The organism is Clostridioides sp. GD02404, assembly GCF_045898275.1.
Lineage (GTDB): Bacteria > Bacillota > Clostridia > Peptostreptococcales > Peptostreptococcaceae > Clostridioides > Clostridioides difficile_A.
This window is the reverse complement of sequence record NZ_JBJOCA010000001.1, coordinates 22,088-34,091: the sequence shown is the minus strand read 5'-3', so window position 1 is coordinate 34,091 and position 12,004 is coordinate 22,088. Positions and strand designations below refer to the sequence as shown.

Below are 12,004 nucleotides of genomic sequence, written 5' to 3'. Positions count from 1 at the left end.
ATTTATCAATTTTTCAAACATATATGTTAAATAATAACTAGTTCTATTGCACTCTTCTAACTGTAGAATGAAATTAAATCGCTAAAATTAGAGCACTCTAGTGACATAAATATGTATGAACTAAGACTTGTAAAATAAATTATCATTTATATCATCAACTTATCAAAAACATATACTATTTTTGTTTTTATGAAACTTTTTTACTTGGGTAATAATATGTATGTTTTTAAAAAAAGTATCTTTCTAAAATAAAATCACAAGTAGAATAGATTTCATATAAAAAGGTTATTTTAATACTAAAATAATAAAAGGAGTTATTTATTATGTCAGCTATAATTAAAGATAGATTTAAGGATAAAGTTATGATTGTAACAGGAGCATCAGGAGGAATAGGTAAGGCAATAGCATTAAGAGCTGCCAAAGAAGGAGCAAAATTAGTATTAGCAGATAAAAAAGAAGAAATGGGTAAAAAAACTTTGATGGAAATAAAAGAGATAACTCCAAATGTAGAATTCTTAATACTAGACTTGAAAACTTCTCAGAATTGTAAAAAAGTTATCGACACAGCAATTAATAAATTTGGAAGATTAGATATACTAATAAATAATGCTGGAATCACTGGAACACCTGCTCCTGTTCATGAAATGTCAGAAGAAATGTTTAGACATGTCTTTGATTGTAATGTTATGTCAGCATTTCATTGTTCACACTTTAGCATAAATGAAATGATAAAATTAGGCAACGGAGGAGTAGTAATAAATGTATCTTCAGTTGCTGGCTTAACTGGATTCCCTGGGCATAGTGCATATGTTACTTCAAAACATGCTTTAAATGGATTAACAAAAAATATGGCCTTAGATTATGCAAAAAATGGCATAAGAGTAAATGCAATTAATCCAGGTACTACAGATACTCCTATGTACCATGAAGCATTAGAATTCTTAAACAACAAAAGGAAAGAAACAGGAAATAAAAATACTGAGAATGGAATCGTATCAGGAAAAACAGTATCTCCACAGAATAGAGTAGCTTCTGCAGAAGAAGTTGGAGATGTTACTTTATTTTTAGCATCAGATGAAGCAAGCAATGTAACTGGTATATTTATGCCTGTTGATGGAGGTTTTACAGCATTTTAAATATTTTCAAACAATGCTATTAATGATTTACATTTTAATAAATTATCATAAAAGCACTCCTAAAATTATTGGAGTGCTTTTAGTATGATAATTTTCGTTCGTTTTATTGTTACAACTTTTACTATAGTTTCATGTATCCTGTTAATATTTGCGATATTTTATATACTCTTTATACTTATTATTGCTATACTTTAATTAAGAAGATTAAATATAATATGAATTGGTGATTATCTATGAAAAAAAATCTAAATACTTTCTTATGGTACATATTAGGTATATTTCTTTCAGGCTTTATACTATCATTACTATTTGATAAATGGCTATACTTAGTTTCTTATATACCTACACTTTAAAAGGTAGCAACTGAAGATAGTTGCTACCTTTTAATCATTAATGCTTAAATTTTGATACACTAAAATTTTTAACTTGAGTTTTGAATAACTGTTCAATCTCATCAACTATACTCTGTATCTTATTTTCATATTCTAAATCATAATATATATTTATCTCACCTATACTATTTATACTTATAGAATATTCTTTTCTTTCTATTATACATATATTTCCACAATCTGATAAATCATTCTTGTATATTGATTTTAATTGCTTTTTTATCTTAAGAAAGTCTATCGCTGGATAAATATTATTTGGATAAAAGCATTTATCATGTATTAACATCTTATCCACCCCTTATCACTCTATTTATTAAATTTTATACCTTAATCATAATCATATTAAACATATTTTTCCATATTTTCATAATTATTTTATATAAAGTATCAACTATATCTATTAATAAAATCTATGTTTGGGTAGAACCTCTTATCATCCCATTTGTAAAACTTTATATATTATTAAAATAATATCCAACTTCTCTTATTGTTATAATCTTCTGAGGATTTTTATAATCTTTCTCTATTTTCTTTCTTAAACCATTCACTGCAACTACAACACTATAATTATCCTCTAAATACTCATTCATCCATACATGTTCATATATTTCTTTAATTGTTAGAGTCTTTTCCGCATTATCCATAAAGTAATTTAATAACCTATTTTCTGTTGGAGTTAATTTTATCATTTTATTTTCTAGTTTTATGACTCCACTGGCTCTATTATATTCTTCTAATTTTATGTTATTTTCCTTATTATTTGTATATGAATTCAATCTTCTTAAAATAGCTTTAACTTTCGCATATAATATTTCTAAATTTAAAGGCTTTATTAAATAGTCATCTCCACCAGAATTTAAAGCATTTAAAATACTTTGTTCTTCATTTATGTAAGTTATATGAATAATTGGGCAAGTAGTTATATTTCTAATTTTTTTACAAAAATCCCAACCATCACCATCAGTTAAAATTATTTCTAGAAATATCAAATCAAATTTATTACTAAATATTTTTCCAATAGCTTCTTTACAATTATATGCTAAATAGACATTTATGCCTTTTTCTTCTAGAAACTGTTTTAATTCTTGGCAATTATTCTTATCTCCATCAATTATCAATACATTAGTTTGCATTATAGTCACTCCTAAATATCATTATTTTTTCTATAAATAACTAAGTAAATATCTTTAGTATATTTTCCAATAGTATTTCTTTACCATTATCAGAAACTTTAACAACTATGAATCCATAGTCTTTATTCTTTTCATATATTTTCTGCATACTTTAAATTTCACACAAGATATGTATGTACCTAGTAAATTATTTTCACATATATATTTGATAAAATTATTTAAAATCACTTACTAACTAAAACCAAGATTTTTATATTTTGATATAAATTGTTTTAGACTATGTATTTTATTTTGTATTTCATTTGATTTTTAGTTTACTGTATAAAGATAAATATCTAAAATTACACAATCTAACTCTATATTTTTACTATCATAATTACATATTTAACAATTTTATATGAATATACATTAGACTACTCGACTAAAAAGTATTTTAATTAAAGTCTAAAGTTTTAATTATTGCAGTACATACCAATTTACTTTTTATAATATTATTATAAATTAGGATTTAAATCTTAAATATTTTTAAATAATACTTGAATATTAGCTTTAATATTAAAAATCATTATTAAATAATAATAAAAATCTCCTATTTTAGGGAAAGGGAGATTAAGATAGTTTTTGTATTATAACTCTATTGTTTTTAAAAACTACTCTATCAGCCTGTCTAAGTATTGATTTATATGATTTATATAGTTATAATATAAGATATGTTGTATAATTTTGGTAAATATATTATTATAAAATTTTTATATTCTGTGTCTTGATATTTATAAAAGTATTATTTTATTATTATAATTATATTATATTTCGAAAAAAGTTTCCCTTTCCCTAAAAATGGCTACTTAAAAAAATTAACATTCTTTGTCTAAATACTTTTATAACTTTTATTTTATAAACTTTTTAGCCTTATTCATTGTTGTTCATATATTCTCACCTATATATTTGAGTGAATTTTTCTCCTCTAGTCTTATTTAATTCTTTAATTTCATTACAAGTTATTCCACCGATTACATACAGACTTCCTGTTAGTTAATAATCTTTTTTATCTATTACTAAATAACTTTATTCTGTCATCTTATAATACAACTCTTATATATCATTCATAAAACCTCATAGTTTTTAAAATAAAAAAATCAAATTAAAAGTAACTTAATTCTTTAATATGTTAATAAATTGTTTAAATATCTCTTAATATTTATACTGAAATCGAATTTATTTAAATTAATAGTAAAAGTTTTTTAATGCAAAAATTACAAGTAAGTTTCAACATATGTTTTGCATCTTAAATCTATTTTTTTAATGTAAAATAACATTCATATCTATAAATTAATCCAATTTTCAAATAAATATATTGAATAATAAACAACTCTGTTGTATTATTTAATTGTAGAATAAAACTAAATCGGCAAAACTAGAGAAATTTAGTGACGCAAAGCTATAGGGACTAAGGCTTATAGAACCCTTGTAAGTTATGTCAGCCAGTTGCCAAAAAGATATTTTCTTTTTGTTTTTTATGAAAGTTTTTTAGGGGGATGTAAAATGTTTATGGAAAAAATAGATATGTGTACACATATATTAACTGCTTATATTGGCAGTTCATATGATTACTGTAATTTTATAGATACACAGCTAGATGATTTTATACTAGAGTATGGAGAAAATGTAGTAGAATCTTGTCTACATCAAGTGATGGTATTGGTAAGTAGGTATAATTAGATAGATTTTGTTTTCTAGAGAACCCTTTTTAGTTTTTTCTACATTTAATAAACTAGAGAAATAATTACATCTAAAAAATAAATATTGAGAACCTTTTAATATAAAATATTAACTATAAATCATAATTAGGTAGACATCTCTATTAAATTATGATACAATAGTATTTGTGTTGATACACAATTAAATCAAGTATATCTTGATATAGGTTAATAGGAGTATTTTTAATGAATAATGGAATAGTGAAATGGTTTAACAACGAAAAAGGATTTGGATTTATATCAGTAGAAAATGGAGATGATGTATTTGCTCATTTCTCAGCTATACAAACTTCAGGATTTAAATCATTAGAAGAAGGTCAAAAAGTAAGCTTTGATATAGTTAAAGGCGCTAGAGGTCCTCAAGCAGAAAATATAACTATATTATAATATATAGATTTTTCGGGAAAGACTCTTTTAAGGGTCTTTTTTTATTTGATTATTTGAATATAATTTTTCATCCTAATATTATCACTTTTATCTTTTTAATTCCCATTTGTCATTTAAATTTCATACAAAAAATGAAATGCTATTAATTTCAGGTTATTCTTATTTCAATAACACTTTTTATTTGTTAACATTTCTATTATATCTATCATTATTTTTCACCATTCTTTAATTGCTCATAAACTGTATTTATATACATCGATATCTCACAATAAATTATACCTTACAATACTATATCAAAATTAATTAATCGTCGATTTTTATTTAGAAAATAATTTTTTCATTTTTATAAATTTTTCAATTTTCAAATAAATCTATTGAATAATACTCTATTCTGTTGTATTATATAATTGTAGAGTAAAACTAAATCGGCAAAACTAGAGAAATTTAGTGACGCAAAGCTATAGGGACTAAGGCTTATAAAATTTTTATAAGTTATGTTAGCCAGTTGCCAAAAAGATGTTTTCTTTTTGTTTTTATGAAAGTTTTTTAGGGGGATATGATAGTATATTTACAAATAATATAGATAGATACACTCATATATTATCTACCTATATTGGTAGTGCATATGATTATTACGATTTTATAGATACACAATTAAATGATTTTATACTATAGAGCGGATAAAAATAGTTGAAAATTATTTACATCAAGTTATGCTATTAGTAAACATAATTAGATAGATTTTATTTTCTAGAAAACCCTTTTTAGTTTTTTCTACTTTTTAAAAATACTTAATGAAAATTAATTGATATATATTCTTATTATTCAGATTTTCATTTTTTAACAAAATATAACAAATCTAAAATAATTTAGATTACTAATTTATTTATTAGAATCGTCTGGATTTAACTTAAGTCGATTTCTTAAGATATGTAAAAATGAATTTTTCTTATCTAATGTGATATTTTTTTATATCTATTTATTTAAAATACTGCAAATTAAATTAATATAATTATCTCCTCATAGTATTCTAAACTCATACTGATTCTATGAGGAGATTAAATTAAAGACTATTATCTGATATCCTATTTGTGTGATAAACCGAGAAAAAGATTTGATTTATCTGCATCTAAAAAAATTATTTTATTTTTTCATATACTTTATAGTATTTTTAACATTTTTATCTTATGTAATTTTTTTTGGACTTCCTATTAGTATATTAAATACTTAAAATTTTTTTATAAAATATTTTTTTCTTCCACTACTCAATGATATAAAAACTAAAAATCATATTAAAAAATACATGCTTTTATTTAAAATATATTTCACTTAATTATTATTAGAATTTCAAATAATTTCTTACTTTGAATTATTCTTTTTCTTGATTTTTAATTTGATTTTTATTTATATACATTTTTTTGTCAACCATATGTAGTATTTCCTCAAGATTATCTTCTTTATTATATTCACTTACTCCACAAGCAAAACTTAGGTCATATTTTTCTAACTCTATCTTAGATTTATTAAGAGCATTTAAGAGTACATCTTCAGTTACTTTAGTTGATATCAACATGAATTCATCTCCACCTGTACGATAAAAAGATGCAATATCTTTAATATTCTTATTAATAACATTAACAAATAAAATTAATACTTTATCGCCCTCATCATGTCCATAATTATCATTTATATATTTGAAATTGTTAATATCTAAAAGAGCAATAACACAATTTAAAGAATTATTAATTTTATCCAGCATATAATTATACATTTGGCGATTATATGCTCCTGTCAAAGAATCTTTTGAAAAGAAATTAATATTTTGTAGTATATAATAAATAATAAGCCCTAATGCTGAGAATCCGTAACTTAGAAAATGATAGTAATAAAAAATTTCTAAAAGTAATCCTGCTATTATTGTAACAGCAATGGATGTAACAATAATACGTTCCATTCTCTTTTCTTGTACATGAGAAGTAACTGGATTGATTATAAATATTAAAATATATAATAATACTGTAAAAGAAGGTATAAAAAATAGACACCCTCTTTCATAATAATTATTTATATCTATAAAAAATATAATTTTAATAAACATACTAAAAAAACAAATAATAAAATTTATCAAAAATGGCAAATAAAATATAATTGTATCCTTTTTTTGTTTAAATATCTTTATAAGTAAAATAGGAATCAATGGACTTATTGCAAAATTTAAAAAAGATGTAATCCTACGAATCATCCATAGTGATGAATTTGTCTGTCTTGATATTATGTAATCAGTAGATGTGGCTATAATAAGTATTAAGTTAATTACTATTGATATTATAAACAATCTACTCTGCTCTTTATTAAATAAATGATTCATTTTAATAAGAAATATCAAAAAAATTAATCCTATAAATGGTATCAAATAGGCATAAATAATGGTACTCAAATTTTGTCCTCCTCCTATATACATTATCAATTAAAATATACTTCTATACTTAAGTTTTTCTATCATTGCCACTTTATAACACCTATTCCATATCATATATTATACACTAGAAAAATGACTTATTATATTATAATATGCAAATATCTTCCATAATTTTTTTTTAAGAAATAAAGATAAATTTTATATCAATTAAATAGAATATTAAAACTCTAATCCCATTTATATAATAAAAATATTATATAAAAATAAATTTATTTTTTAAATTTATTTAATAGACTACAATTATTCCACATAACCTCTTACTTGATATTTTATTAGTTAAATTCATATAAACTAAGCTAACACTAGAAATTTTAAACAATAATTAATAAAGTAACTCTTTACCATTTAGCCACTATATTATATCTATTCTCTCAGATAAATCTTTTTAACATAATAAAACATAACAAAATATTATAAAACGCAACAAAACACAACAAAAACTTAGACATCGTTTTCTTAGTATGATATACTGAAAAAGAATTTACATTAATTTACTAAGGGGGAATATATTGTGTTAAAAAAATTTTCGGTATTGGCTTTAGCTATGATTATTTCGTTAAGTATTACTGCATGTAATTCTAAAGACAAAAAAGTTAATAATGAAGCTAATACTAAAGTGACAACAACTAATGATTCAAAAGAAAAAGAAACTCTTTTTGTCTATTCAGGGGCAGGTTTAAAAAAGCCAATGGATGAAATAGCTCAAAAATTTGAGAAAGAAAACAATGTCAAAATTGAATATAGTTATGCAGGTTCTGCACAACTAATAGCTCAAATTGAAACAAGTCACAAAGGCGATGCATTTATTGTTGGTTCTGAGCCAATCTACTCAAAAGCATTTGAAAAAGAACTTGTAAGTGAACATAAAACGGTGGCACATCATACACCTGCAATAGTTGTACCTAAAGGAAATCCCGCTAATATTCAAAACCTAGAAGACCTAAATAAAGATGGTATTAAACTTATTTTTGGAGATAAAGAGTCTAATGCTATCGGTAAGACTACTCAAAAAATACTTGAAAAAAATAATTTGAAATCAATAAATGATAATGTTGTTTCTACAGCTGCAACTGTAAACGAAATGATTGTACAGTTAACATCAAGTAAAGCAGATGCTACAATAGCTACAAAAGACTCTGTTTTTGGCAATAATGATGTAGAAGTTATAGAGATTGCTCCAGATAAAAACATAGACCAAATCATATCAGCAGGAACTGTGAACTATAGTGATAAAAAGGATTTAGCCAATAAATTTATAAATTATGTAGCGTCTGATGAAGCTAAACAAGTATTTAAAAAATATGGTTTTGAACCAGTTAAGTAGTAGTTTAATTTGAAAAATAAAATCTTTATTATGCTACTTACTGGATTCTTTGCTATAGTCTTTTTATTTATCGTATCTCCACTTTTTATGCTAATCATTAAGGGGCTGAGTTATGTTCCTATATGCTTAAATTCAGTGGAAGTACAATTTGCAATAGTACTTAGCATCAAGACATCTTTAATATCTACCATAGTATGTCTTTTATTAGCTATTCCAGCAGCTTACTTTTTGCATATTACTAAATTACCATTAAAAAAACTACTTATACAAATAATAAATCTTCCTATGTCTCTTCCTCATCTAGTGTCAGGAATTGCTCTTTTACTTTTGTTTGGTAGAATGGGTATTGGAGATTCCCTTTATAAAATTCTTAAACTTGATTTTGTATTTACAAGACAAGGAATAGTTTTGGCTCAGGTATTCGTAAATCTACCACTCACAATTAAAATACTCCTCACTTCATTAAATGATGGTAATGAAAAGATGGTATTTGTTGCACGCACTCTTGGATGTAACCGTTGGGAAGCATTTAAATTTATAATTCTTCCAAATCTAAAAATTGGAATAATATCTGCAACTGTAATGACTTGGTCAAGAGCACTTGGTGAATTTGGTGCAGTGGCTATGATAGCAGGCTCTACACGTATGAAAACTGAAATTATACCCACTTCGATATATTTAAATATGTCTACTGGTGATATAGATATTGCAGTAGGTATAGCTGTAATTTTGATATTTATATCACTTGCATGCTTGATGTTTTTTGAAATATTTTTTAATAGAGAGGTTGATAAAAACTAATATGTTAGAAATTAAAAATTTATCGCTTGATTTGCCTAATTTTAAGTTGAAAAAAAATAGTTTAAAAATTAATAATCATGAATACTTCGTTTTATTAGGTTCTAGTGGTTCAGGTAAAACTCTATTTCTAGAAACATTAGCAGGAAGATACTCATTTGCTAAAGGAGATGTAACATACAAAGAAAATCTAATATCAAGTTTACCTCCAGAAAGTAGAAATATAGGGTTTGTATATCAAAATTTTGAACTATTTCCAAATATGAATGTTGAAGATAATATAAGGTTCCCACTTAAATTGAGAAAAATACATAAAGATGAACAAATGTTTAAAGTTAATCATTTATCCAAATTAATGCAGATAGAAAACATAAAAAAAAGGTATCCTAAAAATCTAAGTGGAGGAGAAAAACAAAGAGTTGCATTTGCACGTGCATTAATAGCTGAACCTGATATATTACTACTAGATGAACCTATGAGCTCATTAGATTATATTACAAAAAAACACATAAGCAAAATACTAAAGGAAGTTTATCTAAAATACAAGCCAACAGTTATTCATGTTACTCATGATATTTCTGAAGCAATGTTCTTTGCTCATAAAATAGGAATAATGAATGATGGAAAAATAAATCATATTTTTGAATTAAATGAACAAGTAAGACAGAAAGGAGAATCTTTTTTCTATGAATATATTTGATACCTTAAAAGATTACTTATTAGAACAAGTTGACAAATATAATTTAGATATGGATATGATAAGTATTGTATCTAAATCTCTATCTGCTAAAGAAGCAATTGGAAATACTAAACGCAAAGATTTTCCAATTATAGTAGGTAAAGAAATAATGCTTGAAGCCGATTTTAAAGGAGCTAAAGGGCAAGCATTTACTTCTACTCCAGCTATATTTGAAGGTTCTTTGAAAGAAATACTCTCATTAGATTTACATGCTAGCTCTCATGATAGAAGTCTTTTTATAGCATCATTAAATGCAGTTATGAGGCACTTAGGTATGACAGATAGAACCATTCACTGTAAAAACAATGAGCCAGAAGTATGTGCAAAGAACTTTCCTAAAGTTATAAAAAGTAAATTTAACAATCCCAAAGTAGCAATTATAGGATATCAACCAGCTATAATCGATAATGTTAAAGATTTTTTTGAAACTAGAGTATTAGATTTAAACCCTGAATTTATAGACACTATTCAGTATAATGTCAAGATTGAAGATGGTATAAGAGATTATGAGGATGTAATATCTTGGGCTGATATAATTATTTGTACAGGAAGCACATTATGTAATAACTCAATTGTAAATTTTATATCATTAAATAAACCAGTTTACTATTATGGAACTACGATAGCTGGTGCATCAAACATTTTAGGTCTCAAAAGACTCTGTTTTTGTAGTAAATAACCAATTATATTAATAAAAAGTGCACAAGTATCAATGTGCACTTTTTATATTTATACCTAAATTTCCTATTATTTTTACTAGTTTTACATATAACTATTTTTTTGATTTTAAACTAATAAAAAAATTTTATTCCATTAATCCACTCTATATTTTTTAAGATTTAAGAAATATTTTTTAGGATTTTGTTTGATAATATAATTAAGACAGCTTTTCAGGAGATGATTAAATGACACTCAAGAATAAAAAATTTACTATAAATAAGTATGGAATTTTATCTATCATTTTAGTTTTATGCTTGATTTTAACAGGTTTCAATAGTTATGTGAATTATGATAATAGAAAATTTAAAGATTATGTTGTCTTTTATGTTCAACATCAAGATGATGAAGTGTTGTGGGCTGGCAGTGCTATTGTAAATGCTATAAAAGAAAGAGGAAAAAATCATGTATTTGTGGTTTTGGTATCTACTGGATGTGGTATATCTGTTTTTGATAAATATAAAAAATATGAAAACCTTACAGACATACAAAAATCAGAGTACAGAAATAGAGAGTTTTTAGCTTCACTTAATAATCTTGGGGTAAAAAGAGAAAATATAATATTATTACCAGAAAAAAATACAAATGGTAATACTGACTTCAATTATATGGAGAAAATTGCTCTTGCTTTTGAAGAAAATTTTAAAAGTGTAACTCATATAGCACATACTTATAAGTTAGATGACCATTTGCAACATTTAAAAAATGGTTCTGTTATCCAAAATTTGTATAATGCTGGTCAAATAAAAGATGTTAAATATTTTGTAAAACCTAAGTTTGCTGATAAAATAACTTTCAATAATAAGATAATTTACAAAGCACATTCCTATGAGGATTATGAAAAAGTAAAAAAGGCTTGTGAACAATATAAGCTTGTTGATGAGTTAGAATGTAGAGAAGGTATTGGTTATAAATCCGACCATAAATCGTTTGATAAATTACTTAGTGATAAAAGCGTTCCTGCTATACTTCATACACCTAATTTATAATATTTAGTTTAACTTAAATTTAAAATAGAAACGTTTATTATCGTTTAAATATTATATCTATTAGAAATTTGCGAATAAAAAAACATACAATTTACCACTAATGTACTAATCTTAATACAATAAAAAAAATTTGGACACCTAATTGGTGTCCTT

At 24.3% G+C, this 12,004-nt stretch carries 12 protein-coding genes and 2 riboswitches; of the genes, 9 read left to right on the top strand and 3 right to left on the bottom strand.

From position 1 onward, the window contains the following. The first annotated feature begins 323 nt into the window (after positions 1 to 323). Positions 324 to 1,136 carry an SDR family NAD(P)-dependent oxidoreductase gene (locus Q3287_RS00145; RefSeq protein ID WP_054277088.1) on the top strand — a complete coding sequence of 271 codons (813 nt, stop codon included), beginning with the start codon at positions 324 to 326 and terminating at the stop codon, positions 1,134 to 1,136. 390 nt (positions 1,137 to 1,526) lie between these two features. On the opposite strand, the gene Q3287_RS00140 is transcribed toward Q3287_RS00145, so the two are convergent. Together Q3287_RS00140 and Q3287_RS00135 are read right to left on the bottom strand one after the other, a co-directional pair. Next, positions 1,527 to 1,814, bottom strand: a complete 288-nt coding sequence (locus Q3287_RS00140; RefSeq protein ID WP_054270910.1) for a hypothetical protein — start codon at positions 1,812 to 1,814, stop codon at positions 1,527 to 1,529. A 166-nt stretch (positions 1,815 to 1,980) separates the two neighbouring features. Then, positions 1,981 to 2,661: a response regulator transcription factor gene (locus Q3287_RS00135; RefSeq protein WP_054277089.1), complete on the bottom strand. Its 681-nt coding sequence runs from the start codon at positions 2,659 to 2,661 to the stop codon at positions 1,981 to 1,983. A gap of 1,397 nt (positions 2,662 to 4,058) precedes the next feature. After that, positions 4,059 to 4,154: riboswitch (cyclic di-GMP riboswitch) on the top strand. 49 nt (positions 4,155 to 4,203) lie between these two features. Between Q3287_RS00135 and Q3287_RS00130 the strand changes: the two genes are divergently transcribed. The 3 genes from Q3287_RS00130 to Q3287_RS00120 all read left to right on the top strand — a co-directional run bounded on the left by Q3287_RS00130 (position 4,204) and on the right by Q3287_RS00120 (position 5,480). Next, positions 4,204 to 4,380 (top strand): hypothetical protein, encoded by a 177-nt coding sequence (locus tag Q3287_RS00130; protein ID WP_054270912.1) that lies wholly within the window; start codon positions 4,204 to 4,206, stop codon positions 4,378 to 4,380. A gap of 224 nt (positions 4,381 to 4,604) precedes the next feature. Then, positions 4,605 to 4,805 carry a cold-shock protein gene (locus Q3287_RS00125; RefSeq protein ID WP_021385087.1) on the top strand — a complete coding sequence of 67 codons (201 nt, stop codon included), beginning with the start codon at positions 4,605 to 4,607 and terminating at the stop codon, positions 4,803 to 4,805. 417 nt (positions 4,806 to 5,222) lie between these two features. Next, positions 5,223 to 5,318, top strand: a riboswitch (cyclic di-GMP riboswitch). Between the two features lie 3 nt (positions 5,319 to 5,321). Then, the gene (locus Q3287_RS00120; RefSeq protein WP_219672954.1) at positions 5,322 to 5,480 is read left to right on the top strand and encodes a hypothetical protein; all 159 of its coding nucleotides are present in this window, start codon (positions 5,322 to 5,324) and stop codon (positions 5,478 to 5,480) included. A gap of 694 nt (positions 5,481 to 6,174) precedes the next feature. On the opposite strand, the gene Q3287_RS00115 is transcribed toward Q3287_RS00120, so the two are convergent. After that, entirely contained in the window at positions 6,175 to 7,242 is a 1,068-nt protein-coding gene (locus Q3287_RS00115) for a GGDEF domain-containing protein (protein WP_054277092.1), read from the bottom strand. A 553-nt stretch (positions 7,243 to 7,795) separates the two neighbouring features. Between Q3287_RS00115 and modA the strand changes: the two genes are divergently transcribed. The 5 genes from modA to Q3287_RS00090 all read left to right on the top strand — a co-directional run bounded on the left by modA (position 7,796) and on the right by Q3287_RS00090 (position 11,851). Then, complete coding sequence (gene modA, locus Q3287_RS00110; protein ID WP_079740376.1) at positions 7,796 to 8,608, top strand: molybdate ABC transporter substrate-binding protein; 813 nt, start codon at positions 7,796 to 7,798, stop codon at positions 8,606 to 8,608. A gap of 135 nt (positions 8,609 to 8,743) precedes the next feature. Then, on the top strand, positions 8,744 to 9,409 hold the full coding sequence (locus Q3287_RS00105; RefSeq protein ID WP_407963284.1) for an ABC transporter permease: 666 nt from the start codon (positions 8,744 to 8,746) through the stop codon (positions 9,407 to 9,409). A 1-nt stretch (position 9,410) separates the two neighbouring features. Then, positions 9,411 to 10,106 (top strand): ATP-binding cassette domain-containing protein, encoded by a 696-nt coding sequence (locus Q3287_RS00100; RefSeq protein WP_167639970.1) that lies wholly within the window; start codon positions 9,411 to 9,413, stop codon positions 10,104 to 10,106. Then, entirely contained in the window at positions 10,093 to 10,824 is a 732-nt protein-coding gene (locus tag Q3287_RS00095; protein WP_407963283.1) for a Rossmann-like domain-containing protein, read from the top strand. Before Q3287_RS00100 ends, Q3287_RS00095 begins: the two co-directional genes overlap by 14 nt. Positions 10,825 to 11,050: 226 nt before the next feature. Beyond that, positions 11,051 to 11,851, top strand: coding sequence for a PIG-L family deacetylase (locus tag Q3287_RS00090; protein ID WP_054277095.1), 801 nt, complete (start codon positions 11,051 to 11,053; stop codon positions 11,849 to 11,851). Positions 11,852 to 12,004: the final 153 nt, after the last annotated feature.

Excerpts from the sequence above, each read along its gene's own strand:
- Q3287_RS00145 (WP_054277088.1), top strand. The coding sequence starts at position 324 with ATGTCAGCTATAATTAAAGATAGATTTAAGGATAAAGTTATGATTGTA.
- Q3287_RS00140 (WP_054270910.1), bottom strand. The coding sequence starts at position 1,814 with ATGTTAATACATGATAAATGCTTTTATCCAAATAATATTTATCCAGCG.
- Q3287_RS00135 (WP_054277089.1), bottom strand. The coding sequence starts at position 2,661 with ATGCAAACTAATGTATTGATAATTGATGGAGATAAGAATAATTGCCAA.
- Q3287_RS00130 (WP_054270912.1), top strand. The coding sequence starts at position 4,204 with ATGTTTATGGAAAAAATAGATATGTGTACACATATATTAACTGCTTAT.
- Q3287_RS00125 (WP_021385087.1), top strand. The coding sequence starts at position 4,605 with ATGAATAATGGAATAGTGAAATGGTTTAACAACGAAAAAGGATTTGGA.
- Q3287_RS00120 (WP_219672954.1), top strand. The coding sequence starts at position 5,322 with ATGTTTTCTTTTTGTTTTTATGAAAGTTTTTTAGGGGGATATGATAGT.
- Q3287_RS00100 (WP_167639970.1), top strand. The coding sequence starts at position 9,411 with ATGTTAGAAATTAAAAATTTATCGCTTGATTTGCCTAATTTTAAGTTG.
- Q3287_RS00095 (WP_407963283.1), top strand. The coding sequence starts at position 10,093 with ATGAATATATTTGATACCTTAAAAGATTACTTATTAGAACAAGTTGAC.
- Q3287_RS00090 (WP_054277095.1), top strand. The coding sequence starts at position 11,051 with ATGACACTCAAGAATAAAAAATTTACTATAAATAAGTATGGAATTTTA.